The 22047-nt window shown below is 68.8% G+C and carries 11 protein-coding genes; 2 read left to right on the top strand and 9 right to left on the bottom strand.

Features of this window, described 5'->3' with window-relative positions; genetic code table 11:
- Window positions 1-24 precede the first annotated feature (24 nt).
- The 4 genes from BJ981_RS25175 to BJ981_RS25160 form a co-directional block, all read right to left on the bottom strand.
- A complete protein-coding gene (locus tag BJ981_RS25175) occupies window positions 25-573 on the bottom strand; it encodes a hypothetical protein (protein WP_184614351.1) in 549 nt (182 codons plus the stop codon).
- A gap of 2 nt (window positions 574-575) precedes the next feature.
- Window positions 576-8276, bottom strand: a complete 7701-nt coding sequence (locus tag BJ981_RS25170) for a polymorphic toxin-type HINT domain-containing protein (protein ID WP_184614349.1) — start codon at window positions 8274-8276, stop codon at window positions 576-578.
- An 854-nt stretch (window positions 8277-9130) separates the two neighbouring features.
- Window positions 9131-9334 carry a hypothetical protein gene (locus BJ981_RS25165; protein WP_184614347.1) on the bottom strand — a complete coding sequence of 68 codons (204 nt, stop codon included), beginning with the start codon at window positions 9332-9334 and terminating at the stop codon, window positions 9131-9133.
- Window positions 9335-9349: 15 nt separating this feature from the next.
- Window positions 9350-10705 (bottom strand): hypothetical protein, encoded by a 1356-nt coding sequence (locus BJ981_RS25160; protein WP_184614345.1) that lies wholly within the window; start codon window positions 10703-10705, stop codon window positions 9350-9352.
- A 555-nt stretch (window positions 10706-11260) separates the two neighbouring features.
- On the opposite strand from BJ981_RS25160, the gene BJ981_RS25155 reads away from it, so the two are divergent.
- Complete coding sequence (locus BJ981_RS25155; RefSeq protein ID WP_184614343.1) at window positions 11261-11791, top strand: hypothetical protein; 531 nt, start codon at window positions 11261-11263, stop codon at window positions 11789-11791.
- A gap of 79 nt (window positions 11792-11870) precedes the next feature.
- On the opposite strand, the gene BJ981_RS25150 is transcribed toward BJ981_RS25155, so the two are convergent.
- The 4 genes from BJ981_RS25150 to BJ981_RS25135 form a co-directional block, all read right to left on the bottom strand.
- The gene (locus BJ981_RS25150) at window positions 11871-13322 is read right to left on the bottom strand and encodes an alpha/beta hydrolase (protein ID WP_184614341.1); all 1452 of its coding nucleotides are present in this window, start codon (window positions 13320-13322) and stop codon (window positions 11871-11873) included.
- A gap of 156 nt (window positions 13323-13478) precedes the next feature.
- A complete protein-coding gene (locus BJ981_RS25145) occupies window positions 13479-14399 on the bottom strand; it encodes an aldo/keto reductase (protein ID WP_184614339.1) in 921 nt (306 codons plus the stop codon).
- A gap of 39 nt (window positions 14400-14438) precedes the next feature.
- A complete protein-coding gene (locus BJ981_RS25140; protein ID WP_184614338.1) occupies window positions 14439-15113 on the bottom strand; it encodes an alpha/beta fold hydrolase in 675 nt (224 codons plus the stop codon).
- 81 nt (window positions 15114-15194) lie between these two features.
- Window positions 15195-16382, bottom strand: a complete 1188-nt coding sequence (locus tag BJ981_RS25135) for a YbfB/YjiJ family MFS transporter (RefSeq protein ID WP_239139764.1) — start codon at window positions 16380-16382, stop codon at window positions 15195-15197.
- Window positions 16383-16459: 77 nt separating this feature from the next.
- Between BJ981_RS25135 and BJ981_RS25130 the strand changes: the two genes are divergently transcribed.
- Entirely contained in the window at window positions 16460-17059 is a 600-nt protein-coding gene (locus BJ981_RS25130) for a TetR/AcrR family transcriptional regulator (protein ID WP_184614336.1), read from the top strand.
- Window positions 17060-18511: 1452 nt separating this feature from the next.
- Here the strand turns inward: BJ981_RS25130 and dnaE are convergent.
- Window positions 18512-22033, bottom strand: a complete 3522-nt coding sequence (gene dnaE, locus BJ981_RS25120; protein WP_184614332.1) for a DNA polymerase III subunit alpha — start codon at window positions 22031-22033, stop codon at window positions 18512-18514.
- Window positions 22034-22047: the final 14 nt, after the last annotated feature.

Raw genomic sequence — 22047 nt, 5'->3', positions numbered from 1 at the left:
TGACCCAGAGAAGGCCGGGATCTCCTAGTCGAGAAGCCCCGCTTCCGCGGCCATCTCGAGAGCCACTTCCAGCGCGTCCTCTGCATGGGTCAACCTTTCCCCCGACGAGGCGGCCACCTCACGTTCGATAATGGGGATCACGTCGACTGAGAACTCCCCGACTTTGCTCAGGAGTATCATCAGATACTCGAATTGCTTATCTTGTAGCCCAGGCGTGACGGCTCCGATGAGGGGCAGGCTCTCTATGATCCTTCCCCTGCAGTACTCCTCCAGCTCCACATCGGCCCCGTCCACCGTTACTCGCCGACCATACGATCCCCCACTGAAGATCACATTCAGGAGGAGCCACGCCTCCGCAGAAAGCGATCTTCTGCGGGCGAGATCCCCGAGAATGTGATCGACCACGGGGGCGGCCGCCGACACCAGATCGCCCGAAGATGCGACCTGCGAGTAGAGCATGTTGAATGCCGAGTCACGTGCGGATTCATCGCCCGACAAAAGGGCGCCCAGCGTCCTCGGAATATCTTCTACGCTACCTCCCCAGGCCTGGACGGTGGACCAGTCCCATTCCATGGTCAGTCCATATCCTTCCAGGTACCGTCGGGATCCCAGTCGATATCCTGGGGAAACTGCCTTTTCTCGTAGTCCATCTCACACCTTTTGGCACAGGGTGGCGCGAGCTTCTGCGAGTCTGGATGCATCGGGTGGCCGAACCGGATGTTCTTCGGATCGGATCCGCCTTCGACAAGCTGTTGAGTCACCAGGGTCTCGGCGCAGAAGTCACCCGCTCTTGACCTCTTCTTGCCCACAGCCCACTTACCAGTCAAGCAGTCCACACCTCCCACGATCATTACGTGCTTGCGCCTCTGGGTGTTGGACATGCGCTTGACCTCCTCGTCCCTGTACTTGTCCGCGAGTGCCCAGCACTCTTCGTCGGTGTACGGGGGGCCTTCGTTGTGGACGAGGACGGCCTGGCCACCTGCGACGACATGGTAGCTGTTGAGATCACCAACGGTGAGGTTGTAGACGCGCTGACCGACGGTGCGCCGACCGATGGCGGTGACCTGGACCCATGTACCGGTCGAGGTCCGCAGCCACATCCCCGGCTTGAGCTCACCGGCGGGCACCCATTTCTTCAGGTCGGGAACCCAGAACGGGTGCGGAGCGGTCGCCGTGATCACGTCAGACGCGGAGCCACTTGTGCCATCGGTGTCGACGGTGAGATCCACGAGCTTCTTGAGGCCCATACTTGTGATCAGAGTCACGACAGGCTTTGCCGCGTTCTGCCCTGTGGCGGGATCACTGGCCAAGACCTCGTCGCCGATCTTTATGTCCTCGATCGGCTTGTGCTTACCGTCGGCCATGAGCACTTGGGTGCCGGCGACGAAGCTGTTCGGTGTGGGCGCGTCGCAGCCGGGGTCGGCTTGGGGGACGCCGCCCAGGGGCAGGTCGGGGGCCACCTGGTTGACGATGTCATTCACGACGTCGTCGGTGTCCGAGCCGACCGGGATCTCGGCGGGGTCGGGCGTGACGTCCCGCGGGGGGCCCTGCGGAGTGATGGTGATCGTGGGGTCGTATCCGATGCCATCGTCCGGCTTGACGGACTTCTTCTTCTTTTTCTTGATCGGCGCGTCCTGGTCCGGATGGCCGTCGCAGCCCGGGATGAACCTGTTCCACCGGCAGATGTTCGCCGGATTGTCGCCGCACAGCGGATGATCTGGATTTCGCCCGCAGTTGGGCGCCCCCTCCAGCACGTCTGTGCTCATGGGCTCCAGCTGCTTGGATATGGTCTTGGTCCTGCTCTGGGTCTTGTCCTTTTTCCTTTCCTTCGGCGACTTCGGAGGCGTCTTCGGTGTAGTCGTAGGAGTCGAAGGATTCCGAACGGTCACAGGCTCCGACTTCGGCTCTCTGACAGTCTGGGGATCCTTCTTTCCGTCTGGGGGAAGCTCTCTGGGCTTAGGTTTTTTATGCTCTTTCTGTTGGTTCTTCTCCCTGGTCAGGGTGTCGCCGGTGGGGACATTGGGGGTCGGAGGAACCCGCTTGGGCTCGGGCTTCTTCTGCGTCTGCGTCTTCTTCTGCGTCCGCGGTTCCTGCACCGGGCATGGGGCCGGAGGCCACCCGCCGGCGGCGGAGCTGCAGTGGCCGGAGGGGTCGGAGCGGGTCAGCGGGGAGCCGTCCGCGTAGGAGTATCTGTTCAGCCGGCTGGACGCGTACGGGTCGAGGTCCCAGTCGTCGCGGGAGGCGAAGGCGCCGGTTCCCGGCTGGTACCAGCGGGCGTTCATGTTGACCTTGCCGGTGTCGGGGTCGGTCCACTCGCCCTGATATCCGAGCGATCGGCGGGCCCCGGACTGCGCGATGTTCTGGCCGAACGGGTCGTAGGCGGCCGAGTCGACCAGGGCGGTGCCGGAGAACGTGCCGACCAGGTCGCCGTGCAGGTCGCTGAGCGCGCCCAGAGCGGAGCCACCGCCTTCTTGCAGTCCCAGCAGGCTCCCGAACGGATCGCGCCCGAACTTGCCCTGGATCGCGCCTGAGCCGTCGGTGATCGTGGCGATGTCGTTGCCGAGCCCCGAGTAGGTGAACCGCTGGGTCGCGCCGCTCTTGGTACGGGAGGTCAGGCGCCCCAGCGCGTCGTAGGCGTAAGTCGTGTCGCCATCGGAGATGAGCCGGTCGAACGCGTCGAAGGTCAGGGCGGTCGTCGCGCCCGACTTCGTCTCGGTGGCCAGGGTGCCGCGCGCGGTGTAGGTGTACTGACTTCCGCCGCCCGAGAGGAGCCGGTTCCGCTCGTCATAGGTGTAGGTCTGCTGCCCCGCTCCGGTCCGGTTGCCGGCGGCGTCCCAGGTGTAGGAGGTGACGTTGCCGTTGGGCGCGGTCCAGGAGGTCAGGCGGCCGTTCTGGTCGTAGCCGTAGGTGTTGGTGCCCGCCCCGGCCGTGCCGCTGGTGATCTTGGAGAGGAGCCGGTCGTCCTTGTCCCAGCCGTATGTCACCTTCGCCAGCTGGGCGCCCGACCCGTTCTTCAGCGTGTGGGTGAGCAGGCGGTCCATGTCGTCGTAGGTGAACGTCTGGCTGGTGGCGGGGGTCGAGGAGTTCAGCGAGGTGAGGCGGTCGGCGTTGTCGTAGCCGTAGGTGAACGAGCGGCCGGAGACCGGCTCGGCCGCCGTGGCGAGCCGATCGGCGTCATCCCAGGTGAAAGTGGCCGTACCTGTCGTGTCGATTCGCTGGGAGGGGTTGCCGCGGGAGTCATAGGAGAAGGCCGCGACCTGCCCGGACGGCTTCGCGACCCTGGACAGCAGGCTCCTGTCGTTGTACTCCAGCGTGTAGTCGCCGATGCCGGTGAGCCGGTCGGCGAGGTCGTAGGTGTAGGTACGGTCGGGGGTGGCGACGGCGGCGCCGGTACCGCTCTCCTTGACGAGGCGGCCGAGTTCGTCGAACTGCCGGTCGATCCGGACGCCTCCCGGCTGGGTCAGCTTCACCGCGTTGCCGGCGGCGTCGTAGGCGTTGGTCCAGGTGCGGTCGTCGGCGGCGGGGTAGGCGGTCGTGGACGGCTCCACCGTCGACTCGGCCAGTCCCAGGCTGTTGTAGGTGGTCCACACCGAGTTGCCGCGGCCGTCGGTGGTGCGGGTCAGGGCGCCGGTCGCGTCGTAGCCGTAGGTGGTGGTGATGTTCTCGGCACCGCTCACCGGCTCGATCAGCCGTACCAGCAGCCCGGACGCGTCGTACTCCCGGCGGGTTGTGTAGCCCGCAGGGGTGGACGAGCTGGTCTGGTTGCCCGCCGCGTCCCATCCGTAGGTGAACGTCCGCAGCGTCGTACTGCCGCCCAGGTCCTTGGCGGTCACCTGACGACCCGCCAGATCGTATTCGGCTTCCGTGGAGTTGTTCAGCGGGTCGGTGACCTTCACCGTGCGCCCGGCGATGTCGTAGGCGAAGGTGGAGGCGTGCCCGAGCGGGTCGGAGATGGAGGTGAGCTCGCCCGCCGCGTTGACCGAGTAGGTCGTGGTCTTGTTTCCGGGGGCGACGACGCTCGACAGGTGTCCCGCGTTGTTGTATCGCAGTTGTGTCGTGAGCGCCGCCGAGACGGGACGACGCTCGATCTGCGTCCGTGTGATCTGGCGGCCGAGATCGTCGTAGGTGGCCTCGACGCGCGCCCCGGTCGGGTCGGCCGCCGCGAGAGTCTCACCGAGCAGGTCGTACTCGGCCACCCATTGGCCGCGCGTCCCTCCGCCGGCCGCCGGGTCGGTGACGCGCACGAGGTTGTCCAGGGCGTCGTACTCCGCCGAGGTATTGAAACCGCGCTCGTCGGTCACGCCGGTCAGCCGCCCGGCGTCGTCGTAGGTGTAGGCGACGGCCGGCGTCAGCGTGGTCCCGCCTCCGGGCGGGGTGTAGGACGGCATCGTCTCGGAGACGACCTGCCCCGCCTTGTCGTAGGCGGTGATGGTGGTACGGCCCTCCGGGTCGGTCACGTGGGTGAGCCGGCTCGCGGCGTCGTATCCGTATCGCGCGACGGGCCGCCCGGCCGTCGCAGACCCCAGCTTCTCGATCTGGACCTGCGGTCCCTTGGTCTCGATCAGCCGTTCGGCGGCGTCGTAGCGATAGGTCGTCGTGAACCGGTCGGGGTCGGCTCCCGTGACGTTGCCTCGCGGATCGGTCGTCCCGGTGACCAGGGCGCGGTCGTCGACCGTCCAGGTCGTGACCAGATCGTCGGCGCCGTTCTCGACCGTGCTTCTGATCAACTGGTCGGACACGTCGTAGGCGTAGTCGGTCACCTCGGTCCGCGCGCTGCCCGCGCCTGTCCTGGTCTCCTTGGTGACGTTCTCGTTGGCGTCGTAGGCGTAGGTGGTCTTGAGCGCCCGCGCCGCCGGGTCGATCGTCTGCGAGGTCATGCGGTCGGCGGCGTCGTAGACGTAGTCGATGCGGGTCAGCCCGCCGTCGACCCACCGGGTGATGTTGCCCGCCGCGTCGTACGTGAGGGAGCCGAGCACGACGTCGGCCGGTGTCGCCGACCCGTTCAGGCGGACGTCGTCGGCGATCTCCTGTGAGGGTTGGTTGTCGTTGTAGTAGGTGTAGGAGCGTTTGCGGCCCATCGCGTCGGTCACAGAGGCCAGTCGGCCGCCCGGGTCGTAGGCGTACGATTCCAGGACGACGTCCGCGGGCGCCTGCGGACGGACGGGGCTGCCCGTCCAGCCCTTCAGTGTGCGGGAGGCCAGTTCGCCGCGCGGGGTGTAGGCGTAGGCGAACCGCGTGCCGACCTGGTCCACCGTGCTGACGCGGGCTCCGGTGTGGTCCCACGAGGTCGTGACGACCTTCCCCAGCGGGTCGGTGACCGTCTCCGCGCGCCCGTAGGTGTCATAGGTGTAGGTGGTGGTGCGCGTGGGGTCGCCGCCGGTGAGGTCCACCACCGAGTCGGTCAGTTTGTTGCCGTCGGCGTCGTAGGTGTACCGCGCCTCGGGAGTGTGCGTCGTCCCGGTGATCTCGTTGGTGACCGCCGCGCCGGTGTGCTTGACCACCTGTCCCAGTCCGTCATAGGCCAAGGTCGTGGTCACGCCGGTGGGATGGGCGGCGGAGACCGACGTTCGCGAGGTCAGCCGTCCCAGCGCGTCGTAGCCGTACTTGATCACCAGGCCCGACGGCAGGGTTCCCTCGGCGAGATCTCCCGCGGAGGTGTACCGGTAGGTCTTCTCGTTGCCCTTGTAGTCCTTGGAGGACTTCAGGAGGCCCGCCGGGGTGGTGCCGCCGCCCACGGCCGCCTCTGTGCCGTCGGTGTAGGCGTAGATCTGCGACCTGCCGCTCGGGAAGTCCGGCGTGGCGGGAGTCTTCTTCGCCGCGAGCTCCCCGTAGGCGTTGTAGTCCCAGGTGCTGGCATAGGTGTTGTCCGCCGAACCCGACGATCTCGGATCACGTGCCGCGATCAGGCTGTCATTGCGCGGATCGAAGGCGTTGGAGGCGTTCAGGTAGTAGCGGTAATAGGCCGTCTGACAGTTGCCGACGGTCCGGCAGTTCTCCCGGCCGATCAGGTTGCCCCGGTCGTCGTGGTACAGCCCGGTCGTGTTCCCGTTGCGGTCGGTCACCTTCGACAGGTATCCGCTGTCGTCGTACTCGTAGCCGGCGACCTTCGCGAGCTGGTCGCTGTAGGACACGAGACGGTAGCCGCGCCAGGCGTCGTGGCGGTATTCCAGCTTGCCGGCATGAGGGTCGGTCACGGTCACGGTCGACAGGCCGGTGGTCGCGTTGTAGACCGGAACGCCGATCTGCCAGGTGCCGCCGTGCTCATCGGTGTGGGTCTTGACCCGCTCGGTCGTGGTGTCGTAAACGTTCTCGGCCCACACCCGTCCCGACGGCAGGGTGATCTTGGTCAGCTTGAACGGCATGTCGACGCGGGCGGCATGGTGCGCTCGCACCTCGGCCTCGGTGAGAGCCCTGTCGTAAACGGCCGGCTCGTCCAGTGTGCCGCCGGTCAACGGGAAACCGACCGCGTAAGTGTTGCCGGGCATCGGCGGCGTGGCCGGCCACCCCCGATAGTTGTAGACCCAGCCCGTGCCCAGATAGGCGTACTGGCGCCGCAGCCCGTCCGGTCCCACCGCGAGCGTGCCGACTCTCTGGCCGTCCAGGTACAGGATCTGAGCCTGTCCTTCGGCGGTGAGCACCACGTGGTGCCATTGGTCGTCGTTCACCGGCGCCGCGGAGGTGATCGGCGTGACCGCCGGTGCCTGGGGGTCGTCCCATAGCTGCCCGCGCAACTTGCCGTCCGTGCCCACGTACAGCACAGGCCGGTTGGCGCCGATACTGTCGCCGGTGTCGCCTGCGGAAAGAATGGTGCCGGGCGCGGGCGCCTTGAACCACAGCTCCACCGACATCCGGCCGCCCAACCGGGCGATCGTGTTCTCCGGCAGCTTGACGCTTCCCTTGACTGCGGTGTCCTGTGTGCCGGCCAGCGCGCCCGGCTGTCCCAGCGTCGGCTGGTAGTAGGTGGCGTCACCCGTCTCCTGCGCCGTGTCGGCGGCCACGGTGCCGCTCGACTCGCCCAGCCGCCAGTAGCCGACCGGGTCGGCGTCCAGGACCCGGCTGCGATACTGCGACCCGGTGCCGTAGTCGTAGGCGGTGCAGTTCGGCGCGGCGGCCGGGGAGCAGACCCGGGTCAGCCGGTCACCGTCGTACTGATAGGTCCAGGTCAGCGCCGCGCCGTCGACCGGGTCCGTGGACACGCCGGTGACGTGGGAGCCGGTCCAGACGAAGGTCAGCGAACGCCCGCCGGTTCCGGTGACCTTCGCCAGTTTGGCGTCACCGCCGTAGGTCAGCGTCTGCGAACGGCCACGGTTGTCGGTGACGCCGGTCAGACGGCCCTGGGCGTCGAAAACGTAAACGGTGGTGGACTTGTCCATCAGCCGCCAACCCGGGACACCACCGCTCTGGGTCTTGGCGAGCGTGGCGAACAGGCCGGGAGGCGGCTGGTAGGAGCCGTCGGCCTTGGCGGCGAAGCGCACACGCCGCCCGTCGGGAAAGGTGACCACGGCTGTCGGGTCCTGCCCCGCGGCCTCCTCCAGCACCTTCATGTCCCAGCGGGAGGACCAGCCGGCACCGAACATGCCATCGGTGCGCGGGTCCATGCTGTTGTAGGAGCGGGAGACCGTCAGCGGCGGCCCGACCGTGGTGACCGCCGCGTCGGTGAACGACGTGGTGTAGTTGCCGGTGAGTTGCTCGAACTCCTGGCCGTTCGCACCATTCGCGGCCAGCTGTGAGGTCAGGACCGGCTGTCGCACGCCGGTGAGGAACCGCCGTGTCTTGGAGGTCACGCCGCCGGTGCCGCGGTCGGTCGCGGTGACCGTCCATTGATAGGGCTTGCCCCAGCTGAGTCTGCCTTGCGGCACTCGCCAGGCGCCGTGGTCACCGATCACTCCAGAGGAAGAACAGGTGAGCTGCTCGTCACAGACCTCGAAAACGTAGTCGATGCCGTAGACGCCGCCGGCACTGCGCGCGTAGGCCGACAACACCGGCGTGACACCGACCAGGTCCTGATCCATCGGGAACATGTCGAGGATCTCGGGGGCCGCCGGCGGCAAGACGTAACACAACCCCAGATCCCTCCAGTAGGAGGAGTCCGTGCCGGGACGAACGGCCACCGCCGTCTTCAGCGCTTCCCAATCGTGATCCTGGTAGGAGGCCTTGTCACCCGACCTGTAGGTCCTGATCGAGCTGTACGCCGCGTAGAAGCAGTCGCGGGCCAGACGCGCCCCGGAGTCCTTGCCCGCTGCTTTGCCATCGCCGCGCGAGGAACGCGGTGTCACGCGCTCGGACGGCCGTGCTTCCCCGCGTTCCGGCGTTCCGCCATAGGTTCGGAAATCCGGGGAGACGGCGCCGCCGGGGGGCTTGCTTTTCCGCACCCCGGCGATGTCGTCACCGGTATCGACGCGGCCGGCCGTGGCCTGAGCGGCCATCCGCGTCGCCTTGGAGTCGACCAGGTGCGGTAATCCCGCCGCAGAACCCGCCATCTGGTCCGGACCGTGTAACGAGCCGCCCGGCGAGGGCGCCGTTTCCGCCGTGGCAGGGAATGCCAGGTCACCCGGAACTCCGACTCCGGAGATGAACACCACCGTCGCGGCGGTGAAGAGTACCGCAATTCTCAGTCGCCGAGGAAACCACGAACGCCACATAAGGCCATCCCAGTGTGCACGCCGAAAAGAACCGCGGCACTCGCGCCTCAAAGCGAATACCGCACCCTTTACTGACCTCTGTACAGGTCGATCAAGACAACAGTCGGACCGTATGACACGAGAAGATGCCCAGCAATAGTGACGTGGATCACATTGCTTGGTTGAATGGAACGAACCACAGAGAGTGATCGTCCACCGGCTGTAACCGATTACGGAGCCTCTCCGAATTATCACCGGTCACAGGAGGACAACGCGGACCGGCAGAACTCCTGACCGTCCACTGATTTCTCTATCGCCACACCCGGGCATGGCCCGTCAGCTCAGGAAGGTTCGAAGGTGACCGCGTAGCGTCACATGGGTGGCACGCCGAACGACTGGTCACAGGGTGCCGGTTGATTACGGACCAGCGAATCGCGGCACTGAGGATGCCGCCGATAAGCAGAATCGGGTTCACGGCCGTGCTTCGTCGCGTCGAAAGACACGAACACCTACACATGCGTGGATGTTCGCGTGTACTTGAACGGTGTCGCGCCATGCGCGGAGGCGATCTCGGTCACGGCATCGTCCTGGGTGGCGACGGCGTCCGGCCTGCCTCCGCCGACGGTCGCGAAGAACGGCAGGAACGCGATGCCCTGCTCGCCACACATCCACAAGATCGCGGCGCACCACTGGGCCGGCCGGCTGGATGCCATCGCGGACCTCAGGGGTCAGCGGCTTCCGAACGGATCGCCGGGTGGGAAGCGGAAGGTCGGGCGCTGGGGATTGCGGGGGAATGGCCGGCGGGTCGGCGGATTCGCCGGGGTGGGGAGTTGGCGGCGTGCCGGGGGCGGTGTGCCGGGTGTGCTGGGCTGGGGTGGGTTCGGGAGGACGAAGCCGATGCGGGGCTTGGCGGGGAGCGCCCGGTTCAGGGTCGTGAGGGAGGGACGGGTCAGGGTGAAGGTCTTGGTCTTGCCGGGGGCGACGCGGTTCTGGTCGGGGAGCGTGTTGTTCACGGGGAGTTCGACGATCACCGCGGCGTGGGTCAGCGACACGGAGATCCACTGGGACCTCTTGTTGCGGACCTTGAACTTCACGGTCCCGCCGGACGCCGTGCTCCCGAGAGGACTCGTGAGGGGACTCGTGAGGGGACTCGTGAGGGGACTCGCGAGAGGCCGCCGTCCGGGTGTCCTGGGGAAGAACGCCGGCCGGGGCGGCACGGGGGTGCCCAGCGGCCATGAACTCGGGTCCGCCGACGGGACGATCCCTCCGCCGGAGCGCCGGACGAACCGGGTCGCGGGCAGGCCGGGGGCCGTCGAACCCGGACTTGGCGCCGCCGGGGGCTCCGGGGCCGTCACGGCCTCCACGGTGACCTCCACGTCCGCGCATCCGACCCAGTGCCCCTGCACCGCCGTCACGGCGAGACGCGCCCCCGGCGTGGGCGCCTGCCCGCTCTTGGGGATGAGGGGAACCCCGGTCGAGGCCGGGCGCTCGCCCAGCGCCTTGCACAACGAGAGCACGTCCTTGTACGAGGCCGCGAGCGGGGCGGTGCCGAAGAGGATCTCCTGTTCCAGAATGCGGCGGGCGGCCCCCACGGTCTTGGTCACGTCGTTGATCGAGGGCACCCATAACCAGCAGCCCGCGATCGCCACGTCCGCCAGCGCCTGCCGGTACGGGTCCTTCATCCGCTCGGCGATGCCGAACGCCCGGACGAATTCGTGGCGGGCGTCGCGGATCAGCTCGCGGCGGTCCTGCGCGGTGCGCCACGAGTCCGGGAAATCGCGCACATATCTGCGGCCCGCGGCCATGTGGTCGTCGAACTCCCGTGCGGGAATGGCGTCGATCCGCCGTCCGAGACCGTCGATCTGCCGCCCGAGATCGTCGATCCGCCGCCCGAACTGATCCAGTCTCTGGCCCATCTGCTGCAACCCGGACCGCTGCCCGGTCGTGGTGGTGACGAGCGCGTCCACCACCTGGGCCGCGACGCCGGCCCAGTCATCGTTGCTCATGGAGACGCCGCGGATCAGCTCGGCGACGGCCGTCCGCGCCACGATGACCCCCAAGGCGACCGCCAGGTCGATGGCCATGTGTATCCCCCTCGAATATCTCCTCGGCATATCAGGTACGGGCGGATCAACGTGCTCCCGCCACCACGGTGCTCGGCACAAATAACGCAGTTCCACCCAGGTCGGTTGAAACCGGCGGAAAAAGATCGTCTCTCACCATTCAGGCGGAAGCCGTCTTCGCTCCATAGGCCGGAATATTCACTCAATCACTTGTTCCCGATGAATGACGCGCATGCCCCTGTTCCGGGTTTACACGGCCGGGCCATGAACCGGCCGCGCGTGGCATGCCGGGCAGGGGCCCGCGCGCGCGGCCGGGGTCGCGACGCGTGCGGCGGCGATCACGCGGCCGGAAACATGCACCCGGAGCCGACGCGATGGCCGTATCGTCGCAGGTGACGGACCATAAAGCGCAACCCCCAGGCGCGTGACTCCCATGACCCCAGAGGAATGCGGGTTGAGTCCGGACGGCCATACTCGCGGGCCGCGCGCGCTGCCATCATTCAGGCGATCGCTCGCTCAGGTTCCCAGCCCCGGAAACCTGATCTCTCTGCTGCCCGATTCCCAAAGGAGTGGCACATGAGACTGCCGACCGCGTTCGTCCTCGGAGCGGCCGCGTTCCTGGCCCTCTCGGCCACGGCGGCGACCGCCGCCCAAGCGTCCCCGGCGCGTCTGCTCAACCTGGACCAGACCGTCTGCCTGAGCGCCACGACGCCCACCGGCTGGGTGCAGACCGCGTACTTCGACTGGTACACCTGCGGCACGCCCGGCTCGGTGTACTACAACGCCAAGAGCATCGCCGACGCCACCGGCACGCCCTCCGGCGGCACCGTGACCGCCTGCATCACCCCGCCCCCGGCCGGCTTCTACGCGACGTCCTTCTCCTACTCGTTCTCCTGCGAGATGACGAAGACGCCCAACCGGCTCTTCAACGACCAGCACACGCTGACGAACCTCAACGGCCGCCCGGCCGGGTCCACCGCGATCATCTGCGGTCTCCAGTCGTCCCCGCCGGGCTGGACCACGACCGCCGTGGTCCAGGCGTACCAGTGCATCTACCCGCGCTCCGGCGGCCTCGGCGACAACGCCATCGCCATCCGCAAACTCTGAGATCCCGTCACCTCGCGGCGCCCGGCCGGCGGCTCCGGCCGCGACGGACGGGCGCGCGGGGCGACGCGGGCGTCGAGCGCTACCGGCCGGCCTCGCAGACGGTTCCCCGGGCGGGGAGCCGGCCCGTGAGCAGGTATCGGTCGACGTGGCCGGTGGCGCAGGCGGAGCGCAGGTAGGCGGTGTGGCCGGTGCCGTCGTACGTCAGCAGGCCCGAGCCGCTGATGTGGGACGACAGGCTGCGGGCCCAGCCGGCCGGGGTCGCCGGGTCGTGGGTCGTGCCGACGACCAGGATCGGCGGGGCGCCGTGGACGTCCACGGGCCGCTGAGGATCGGCGGGCGGCACGGGCCAGCCGAGGCAGCCGGTCGTCATGTCCCAGAACTCCGACGTGCCCTTCATGTGCGGTGACAGCGCGCGGACCTTCTTCAGCCGCGCTCGCAGGTCACGGTAGCCGTGGATCTCCGGGTCGATGTCCAGGCACAGCACGGAACGGTACGCGGCGGTGCTCGCCGGGTCGTCCAGCGCCTGCCCCCGCATGGAGGCGAGGATCGAGGCGTCGCCCTGCTCGGCCTGGGTGAGGGCCGTCGCCAAGCCTCCGGCGAACTCGGGCACCATCGTGAGGAAGGCGTACGCGACGTACCGCAGTTCCTCTGCCGTCAGCGGGCGTCCGTCCTTGACGGGAATCGGTTCGCGTTCGGCCCGCGCCACCAGGTCGTCCCACACGCGGCCCACGTCGCGGCCGTGCAGCGCGCAGCTGTCCGTGCGGTCGCACCAGGCCGCGAACCGCTCGAACGAGTCCTCCACGGCCCTCGTCGCGTCGGTGACCAGACGCCGGGAGCCCATGCCGTGGTCGACCGCGCCGTCCAGCGCCATCGCGCGGATCCGGTCCGGGAACAGCTGGGCGTACCGGGTGCCGAGGATGGTGCCGTAGGACTTGCCGAGGAAGGTGATCTTCGTCTCGCCGAGCGCGGCACGCACGGCGTCGAAGTCGCGCGCCACGCTCATGGTGCCGATGTGCCGCAGCAGCGGGCCCGTCTCCGCCAGGCAGCTCTCCCCGACGGCCTTGTTGTGCGCCACGAGCGCCTCGTAGCCGGCGGGGGTGTCGGGATACGCGCTGACCTCGGGATCGTGGACGGGCAGACCGCACCGCACCGCCTGGCTCTCCCCCACGCCGCGCGGGTCGACGCCGACGACGTCGAAGCGGCGGAGCAGTTCCGCGCTGAACGCGGTGGAGGGGTAGTCGCGGACGATCAGCACCGCCTGCCCGCCCGGCCCGCCGGGGTTGTAGAAGAGCGTGCCGACGCGGGCGGCGGGATCGGCCGCCTTCCTGCGGGTGACGGACAGTTTGATCGTGGCGCCGGTGGGGTGCGTCCAGTCGAGGGGGACCTCCAGGGAGCCGCATTCGGCTCCGGGCCGGTCACCGCACTGCCGCCAGGAGATCGGGGCGTCGGCGGCGGCCGCCGTCCTGCCGCCCAGCGTGACCGGCAGGACGGCCGCCAACGCGAGCAGGGAGGCCGTGAGCGTTCGCTTCATGGAGTGCCATGGTCCCCATCGGACGCGGATGAGGTCCTCGGCCGAAAGTACGGTCGCCACCGGCCGGATGGACACCGTCCGCGGATGACGGGCCGCGGACTCGGCGTGCGACCGGCGTCCACCGACCGTACGCGGGCGTCGCGTCCTCTCCGCTTGTCATGGCCGCGGGAGACGCTGGGGGTCGCCGGAGGGGAGAGAGCTCAGGCGGGTGAGGTCGGCCGCGGAGAGGCGGAGGGCGGCGGCGGCGACGTTCTGCTCCAGGTGGGCGGGGTCGCCGGTGCCGGGGATGGCCAGGACGTGCGGGCCCTGGTGGAGGGTCCAGGCCAGGCGGACCTGCGCCGGGGTCGCGCCGTGCGCGCGGGCGATCTCGGTCACCGCCGCGTCGTGGGTGGCGGGGGCGCCCTGTTCACGTCCTTCGCCGGCGATCGCGAAGAACGGCACGAACGCGATGCCCTGCTCGCCGCAGACCCGCAGGACCTCCTCGGAGTCGGCCGGCCGGGTGTCGATGCCGTAGCGGTTCTGCACGCACACCACCGGGGCGATGTCCTGTGCCTCGGCGAGCTGCTTCACGCTGACGTTCGAGACGCCGAGATGGCGAACGAGCCCCTCTTTCCGAAGGTCGGCCAAGGCGCCGAAGTGCTCGGCGATCGACCCGGTCCTGTTGACCCGCAGGTTCACCACGTCGAGGTGGTCCACCCCCAGCTGGCGGATGTTCTCCTCCACCTGGCCGCGCAGCTCCTCTGGGGTCGCCCACGTGGCCCACCCGCCCGACTCGTCGCGCCTCGGCCCCACCTTGGGGACGATGACCAGACCGTCCGGATACGGGGCCAGCGCCCGGTTGATCAGTTCGTTGGCGGACCGCAGCGCCGAGAAGTAGAACGCGGCCGTGTCGATGTGGTTCACTCCCAGCTCGACCGCCCGCCGCAGCACGGCGATCGACTGCTCGCGGCCCCTCGGCGCCCCCAGATGGAACGCGGCGCTCCCCGTCAGCCGCATGGCCCCGAACCCCAGCCTGTTGACCGTGAGGTCCCCCAGCTCCCAAGTCCCCGCCGCCGCCGCAATGCCGTTGAAACCCATTGAGGCAGTCTCCCACCTGGAGACGCCGCTCCGAATCGATCAGTACGGTTCCCCGGCGTCGAGCAGGATCTTCAGCAGCTCCAGCGGCGTGTCCCGCATGAGGTTGTGCCCGCCGTCGAGCGCGTGCGTGGTCCACGCGGGGTCCTCGCGCAGCCGTTCGTGGACAGGGGTGAAAGGGGACTCGCCGTCCCATCCGGCGGCGTACACGTAGACCTGGCGCCGGCTCTTCGTGACGTCGCCGGTGAGCCGGAGCGGCTGGAACAGCGAGGCCAGCGGGTGGGGTGTGGCGCGGGTATCGAAGAACGGCAGCGGTCGTACCGCGTAGCCGGTCTCCACCACGTCGGTGTACCACTGCCGCTCGCGATCGGTGACCAGACTCCAGCAGGAGTCCCCGTTCCCCGGCACCATGGCGTCCAGGTACACCAAGGCGGCCACGCGGCCGGGCATGCGGTCGGCGACTCCGGTGATCACCATTCCGCCGTAGCTGTGGCCGACCAGCACGGCATCGTGGATGTTCTCGGCCGCCAGGACGCCGGTCACGTCCTGGATGTGGGTGTCGAGGTTCACCGTGCCGTGCAGCAGGTGGCTGCGTTCACCGAGGCCGGTCAACGTCAGCGGGCAGGCGCGGTGGCCATGGTCGCGTAGTCGTTCGGCGAGCTCGTCGAAACACCAGCCGCCGTGGCACATTCCAGGGATCAGGACGAACGTGGCCATGGCCATGCTCCTTGTCGTTGTCGGATGTCGCTGTCGGATGCTGTTCGTGGATGCCTGCCGCGGAGCCCGTCGGGTCCCGCGTCAGGTGTTCGTCTCGATGACGCTCGGCCGAGGCGCCGCGTCCCGAAGGGAGCGGCCCGCTATCGCGGCGATCAGCGCCGCGGCGGCGCACAGGATCGCGGTCCAGGCGGGGGCGGCATCGGTCGAGGTGCGGTCGGCGAGGTGCCCGGCCAGCCATGGGCCCGCGGTCTGACCGGCCGCGAACAGCATGGTGAAGGCCGACAGGGTGGCGGTCCAGTCGGCGGACGGGGTGTGGACCTTGATGAGCGTGGTGACGGCGGCGGGGACGCCCATGAACGTCGCCCCGTAGACGATCGCCGAGGCGAGGATGACCGGTGGCGCCGGCGCGGCCAGGGCCAGTGCCGCGCCGCCGGCCAGGGTGGCGAGCAGACAGGTCAGGGCCCGGGTGCCGGGCCAGTGGGTTGTCGGACGGCTCCACAGCGCGGGCGCCGCCACGACGGCCAGGCCCAGCGCCGTCCAGGTGAGCACCACCTGCCCGAGCGGGGCACGCAGGTCGGCGAGGTAGGCGGACAGGAAGGTGATGTAGGTGATGTAGCCGGCGGCGAACAGCAGGTAGGCCAGGGCGATTCCCCACAGCGGGCGCAGGCGGGCCCGGCCGGCGGTGGCGGCCGGCTCTTCCCGTCCGGTGTTCGCGGCGGTCCGGCTGACAAGTGCGGCCACGGTGGCGGCGAGGCCCAGGCCGATCCAGGCGAGGCGCCAGTGATCGGCCACCGGGGGGATGGCGGCGCCGCCGGCGGCGATGCCCAGCCCGGCGCCGGCGAAGTACACGGTGATGGGCGCGCTGGAGGCGGCGCGGGCGGCGATGCGTGAGGCGATCACGCCGCCGGTGACGAACACGGCCGCTCCCGCCGCCCCGGCGGCGGCTCGTGCGGTCAGCAGTGCCGAATAGTCATCGGTGATCGCGGTGGCGGCCAGCGCCGCCGCGATCAGGACCATGCCCCAGCGGAAGGTGGCGGCGGCGCCCCGGCGGCGCGCGACGACGGCGGTCGCCACCGCGCCGACCAGGTAACCGAGCCCGTTGGCGGTGTTCATCGCCCCGGCTTCGGCCAACGACCAGCCGAGGTCGTCGCGCATGGCGGGCAGCAGCAGTCCGTAGGCGAAGCGTGCCAGCCCGAGGGCCGAGGCGGTGCCGAGGGCCAGCCGCGCCGCCTGCCGCATCGACGGGCCGAGGAGGTGAGGGTCGGACAAGGCGGACTCCAGAGATGGAACCGATCGGTACGATCTCGGATGTTAGCAGCGATCGAACCGACCGGTACCATCTGGGTATGCCGGTACCCAAGGGCTCGACGCTCGACCCGGAGCGCACACGCGCCACCATCCTCGAAGCGGCGACCCGAGTGCTGTACGAGCGCGGGCTCGACGGCATCGGCGTCGCCGAGCTGTGCGCCCGCATCGGCGTGTCCAAGGAGACGCTGTACCGGCACTTCGGCACCAAGGACGGACTGGTCGAGGCCATGCTCAGGGCGCGCAGCGAACGGGTGACGCACTGGCTGGCCAGGGCCGCCGCGGCCGCGGGGGACGACCCCCGCGCCCAGCTCGCCGCGGTGTTCGACGCCCTGCAGGAGTGGTACGACGACCCGGTCTTCCGCGGCTGTGCGATGCTGAACGCCGCCGCCCAGCACCATGTCGAGGCCGTCCGCGCCATCACCACGCGCCATCTCGACCGCTACCTGGAGCTCTTCACCGGCATCGCCGAGCGCGCCGGAGCGTCCCATCCACACCTGCTGGGCCGGCAGTTGCTCATGCTGGTCGAGGGCGCCACCGTCGTCGCCACACATCAGGACGGGACCAGCGCAGGCGAGCACGCACGCGAAGCCGCACTCACCTTGCTGTCCGCCGCCTCCGGGACCAGCCGTCGCGGCTAGGTTTCTCAGCCCTCCATGGGCACTTGCGGCACGCTGAGCCGCTGCCCCAGGCTTGCCGCGGAAGCTCTGAAGAGATGACGTCGGCACGTGCCGCCGACACGTTCCGCAACGGCTCTCAACGGCACCCGACGGCATCCCTGATAGGGCGCCCGGCCTGGGGCGTACTTCTGGGTGGGATCACGGCGCTCGGCCACGACGGCGCCGCACGGGTGGGCTCACCACACCCCGGCCACCAGAACACCCAGACCCGACCATTCGATCAACACCACGCGCGGCACATCGCCAGGGCGTCGACCACACGCCGCTGCCGCATGACGCGCACGCACGACCGGTCACACCGGGGAGCCGGGCGTCATATCCGGGGAGCCGGGCTCTGGCCCGGGCACGGCGCGCCGACACCGATGTGGACCTGCCGTGGTTCACCACCCCGGACGCGCACCATCACCGGGAGGCATGCGGCTCGCCGCACGAAGTAGCCCCCCACGAAAACCACCCACTCGTCGTTCCCATCACAGCGATCGACCACCACGTGATCGCTCGGCGTCCGCAGGCCACCCCACTCCAGCCAGAACCGGCCGCGGAGTTCCTCCGGAACGATCAGTTCGACCATCTCACCGCGCCGCACGAGCAGCCCCTGCTTCGCGAACAACCCCGTGCCCCCGTCAGGCAGGTCCCCCACCCCCGCCTGTAAGGCTCGCGTGCGAGCCGGCCCCGCCGGCAGCGCGACCGCGCCACCGATGACCTCGAATCCAGCAGGCGGAACGTGCTCACTCCCGATCGCCGCATCACACCTGACCGTCACGGCCCCCGCCGGCGAGCCCGACACAGAGACCGACGCAGAGCCCGACGCAGAGACGGCCGGCCCCCGCCGAACCTGAGGACCACTCGGCCCACCGGAGCTACACGCGACCAGCCCCAGCGTCAGAGCGACGACCGTCCATCGAATGCGCATCCCACCAGTGTGCCCGCAGTGGACGAGGGATCATCGCTGGGGAAGATGGTCTGGTTCTGCTCGTGGCGCTTGGCAAGGGAAGCCGCACCCTGCGACGCCAGCCCCCTGAGCGGCATGTACCGGTCGGCGTCGATGCGCTTCCCAGGACGTCGATCGAGCTTGCGGCTCCACATCCATGAAGACGGGAAGAGCGGGAATGGCCTCAGGAGTCTCGGCGAGACCCACGCCCGCGCCGCCGGGCGGTAGGGCGGGGCGGCGGGACTTGGACGAGGTCAGGGTCGCCTGAGATAGGGCGCGCCGAAGGCTCCATTTCCGGGACAGGGCATCCCTATGTTCCGCCGCAGGTGGGTCGAGGAGAGCGCGGCTGCGCTGCCTTCGTGGGCGCCGGTCTCGCCGGACTCTCCGCGCAGGACGCTCGTGTCCATGACGAGTACGAGCCGTCGCGCGCCGACCTCGACTCGCGCCCGCGAGGTTTCGCGGGCGCTTCGGTGCTCAACAGGTCAGGCGCCCAGGCAGGTGGGGCCCAGGAGTTGTTTCAGGTCGCCCATGAGGGAGGGGGAGGGGGCCACGCGGAGGCGGTCGTCCAGGCGCATGATCGTGGTCTTGGGGCCGTTGTGGAGCTGGAGGTGGACCTCGGTGGTGCCGCGGTGGGTGGTGAGGACCTCCTTGAGGCGGCCGATCACCGGGGGGGTGCAGCGGGTGAGGGCGAGGCTGACGACGAGGGGGCCGCCGGCCTCCTGGGTGAGGTCGGGGGCGGTGACCTCCATGGCGACGACCTTGGCGACGTCCTCGCGCTTGTCGAGGCGTCCCTTGACGAAGACGATGGCGTCCTCGGCGAGGACGGTGGAGCAGAGCTGGTAGGCCGAGGGGAAGATCATCACCTCGATGGCGCCTTCGAGGTCCTCCAGGGTGGTGAGCACCCAGGTGTCGCCCTTCTTGGTGACCTTGCGCTGGAGGCCGGTGAGGATGCCGCCGACCGTGACGACCTGGCCGTCCGGGCGCTGGTCGTCCTGCAGGGCGGCGATGGAGCAGTCGGCCCCGGCGGACAGGATGTGCTCCACGCCGAACAGCGGGTGGTCGGAGACGTACAGGCCGAGCATCTCGCGCTCGAAGACCAGCAGCGTGGACTTGTCCCACTCGCCGGGCGGGATCTGCACGTCGAAGGTCTGGTCCTCGGCGCCGTCGATGGCACCGAACAGGGAGTCCTGCCCGATGGCCTCGTTCTTCTTGATGTCGATGATGGCGTCGACGGCCTGCTCGTGCACCATGACCAGGCCCTTGCGCTGGTGGCCGAGGGAGTCGAACGCGCCGGCCTTGATCAGGGACTCGATGACGCGCTTGTTGCAGACCAGCGCGGGCACCTTGCGCAGGAAGTCCTTGAAGTCGGCGAAGCGGCTCTTCTGCTTGCGGGCGGTGATGATGCCGTCCACGACGTTGCCGCCGACGTTGCGGATCGCCGACAGGCCGAAGCGGATGTCGCTGCCGCGCGGGGTGAAGTCGAAGTCGGAGTCGTTGACGTCCGGGGGGAGCACCTTGATGCCCATGCGACGGCACTCGTTGAGGTAGAGGGCCGACTTGTCCTTGTCGTCCTTGACGGAGGTGAGCAGGGCGGCCATGTACTCGGCCGGGTAGTTGGCCTTGAGGTACGCCGTCCAGTACGAGACGAGGCCGTAGGCGGCGCTGTGGGCCTTGTTGAAGGCGTAGTCGGAGAACGGGAGAAGGATGTCCCACAACGTCTTGATCGCCGCGGCCGAGTAGCCGTTGTCCTTCATGCCCTTCTCGAAGGACTCGAACTGCTTGTCCAGCTCGGCCTTCTTCTTCTTGCCCATCGCGCGGCGCAGCAGGTCCGCTTTGCCGAGCGAGAACCCGGCGACCTTCTGCGCGATGGCCATGACCTGCTCCTGGTAGACGATCAGGCCGTAGGTGGTGCCGAGGATCTCGGCCAGCGACTCGCGGAACTCCTCGTGGATCGGGGTGATCTCCTGCTGGCCGTTCTTGCGCAGCGCGTAGTTGGTGTGGGAGTTGGCGCCCATGGGGCCGGGACGGTAGAGGGCGCCGACGGCGGAGATGTCCTCGAAGTTGTCGGGCTTCATGAGGCGCAGCAGCGAGCGCATGCCGCCGCCGTCGAGCTGGAACACTCCGAGCGTGTCGCCCCGGCCGAGCAGTTCGTAGGTCTTCGGATCGTCCAGCGGCAGCTTGAGCAGGTCGATCATGCTGTCGGTGTTGCCCTCGATCATCTTCAGGCAGTCGTCGATGATCGTGAGGTTGCGCAGGCCCAGGAAGTCCATCTTCAGCAGGCCGAGCGTCTCGCAGGTCGGGTAGTCGAACTGCGTGATGATCGCGCCGTCGGAGTCGCGGCGCATGATCGGGATGTAGTCGGTGAGGACCTCGGCCGACATGATGACGCCGGCGGCGTGCACGCCGGTCTGCCGGATCAGGCCCTCCAGACCCCTGCCGAGGTCGACGGCCGCCTTGACGTCGACGTCCTCCTCGTAGAGCTTGCGCAGCTCGCCGGCCTCGTTGTACCGGGGGTGGTCGTTGTCGAAGATGCCGGAGAGCGGGATGTCCTTGCCCATCACGGCGGGCGGGAACGCCTTGGACACCTTGTCGCCGAGGGCGTAGGGGTAGCCGAGGACGCGGGCGGCGTCCTTGATGGCCGCTTTCGCCTTGATGGTGCCGAAGGTGGCGATCATGGCGACCTTGTCGGCGCCGTACTTCTCGGTGACGTAGCGGATGACGTCGGCCCGGCGACGTTCGTCGAAGTCGATGTCGACGTCGGGCATGGAGACGCGGTCGGGGTTGAGGAACCGCTCGAAGATCAGGCCGTGCGGGAGGGGGTCGAGGTCGGTGATGCCGAGCGCGTACGCCGCCAGCGAGCCCGCCGCGGAGCCTCGGCCGGGGCCGACGCGGATGCCGTTGTTCTTGGCCCACATGATGAAGTCGGCGACCACGAGGAAGTACGAGGGGAACCCCATCTGGAGGATGACGTCCATCTCGTACTCGATCTGGCGCTGGTGGACCTCGTCGACGCCCTCGGGGAAGCGGCGGCCCATGCCGCGGGCGATCTCCTCGCGGAACCAGCTCTCCTCGGTGTGGCCCTCGGGCACCGGGAAGGTGGGCATGAGGTTCTTGAAACCGAACATGCCCTCGGGGTCCACGCGCTCGGCGACGAGCAGCGTGTTGCGGCAGCCCTCGGCCCACAGGTCGGAGGAGTCGACCGCGCGCATCTCGTCGGCGGTCTTGACGTAGTAGCCGCTGCCGTCGAAGCGGAAGCGGTCGGGGTCGGAGAGCTGCTTGCCGGTCTGGATGCACAGCAGGGCGTCGTGGGAGGTGGAGTCCGACTCGTAGGTGTAGTGCGAGTCGTTGGTCACCAGCGGCGGGATGGCGAGTTCCCTGGAGATGCGGGTGAGGCCGTCGCGGACGCGGCGCTCGATGTCGAGGCCGTGGTCCATGATCTCCAGGAAGTAGTTCTCCTTGCCGAACAGCTCCTGGTAGCGGGCGGCGGCGGCGAGGGCCTGGTCGTACTGGCCGAGGCGCAGCCGGGTCTGGACCTCGCCGGAGGGGCAGCCGGTGGTGGCCATGAGGCCGTCGGAGTGCTCGGCGAGCAGCTCGGCGTCCATGCGGGCCCACTTGCGGACGAAGCCCTCGGTGTAGGCGCGCGAGGAGAGCTTCATCAGGTTGCCGAGGCCGGTGGCGTTGCGCGCCCAGATGGTCATGTGGGTGTAGTAGCCACCGGCCGAGACGTCGTCGCTCTTCTGGTGCGGCTCGCCCCACACGACGGGCTTCTTGTTGAACCGCGACTCGGGGGCGACGTAGGCCTCGATGCCGATGATGGGCTTGATCTCGGCCGCCGTCGCCTGCCTGTAGAAGTCGTAGGCGCCGTGCATGTTGCCGTGGTCGGTGATCGCGATGGCGGGCATGCCGAGATCGCCGACCTGTTTGAACATCTGCTTCAGCCGGGCCGCTCCGTCCAGCATGGAGTACTCGGTGTGGACGTGCAGATGCACAAACGAATCAGCCATGCGGCCGTCCCTCT

The organism is Sphaerisporangium krabiense (assembly GCF_014200435.1).
Taxonomy (GTDB): Bacteria; Actinomycetota; Actinomycetes; order Streptosporangiales; family Streptosporangiaceae; genus Sphaerisporangium; species Sphaerisporangium krabiense.
The sequence above is the reverse complement of the archived record's forward strand: the minus strand, read 5'-3'. Positions and strand labels throughout refer to the sequence as shown.

What these genes read in the sequence shown, in the direction of transcription:
- dnaE (WP_184614332.1), bottom strand. Translation starts at nt 22,033, where the DNA reads ATGGCTGATTCGTTTGTGCATCTGCACGTCCACACCGAGTACTCCATG.
- BJ981_RS25165 (WP_184614347.1), bottom strand. Translation starts at nt 9,334, where the DNA reads ATGGCATCCAGCCGGCCGGCCCAGTGGTGCGCCGCGATCTTGTGGATG.
- BJ981_RS25140 (WP_184614338.1), bottom strand. Translation starts at nt 15,113, where the DNA reads ATGGCCACGTTCGTCCTGATCCCTGGAATGTGCCACGGCGGCTGGTGT.
- BJ981_RS25150 (WP_184614341.1), bottom strand. Translation starts at nt 13,322, where the DNA reads ATGAAGCGAACGCTCACGGCCTCCCTGCTCGCGTTGGCGGCCGTCCTG.
- BJ981_RS25155 (WP_184614343.1), top strand. Translation starts at nt 11,261, where the DNA reads ATGAGACTGCCGACCGCGTTCGTCCTCGGAGCGGCCGCGTTCCTGGCC.
- BJ981_RS25145 (WP_184614339.1), bottom strand. Translation starts at nt 14,399, where the DNA reads ATGGGTTTCAACGGCATTGCGGCGGCGGCGGGGACTTGGGAGCTGGGG.
- BJ981_RS25175 (WP_184614351.1), bottom strand. Translation starts at nt 573, where the DNA reads ATGGAATGGGACTGGTCCACCGTCCAGGCCTGGGGAGGTAGCGTAGAA.
- BJ981_RS25130 (WP_184614336.1), top strand. Translation starts at nt 16,460, where the DNA reads ATGCCGGTACCCAAGGGCTCGACGCTCGACCCGGAGCGCACACGCGCC.
- BJ981_RS25160 (WP_184614345.1), bottom strand. Translation starts at nt 10,705, where the DNA reads ATGGCCATCGACCTGGCGGTCGCCTTGGGGGTCATCGTGGCGCGGACG.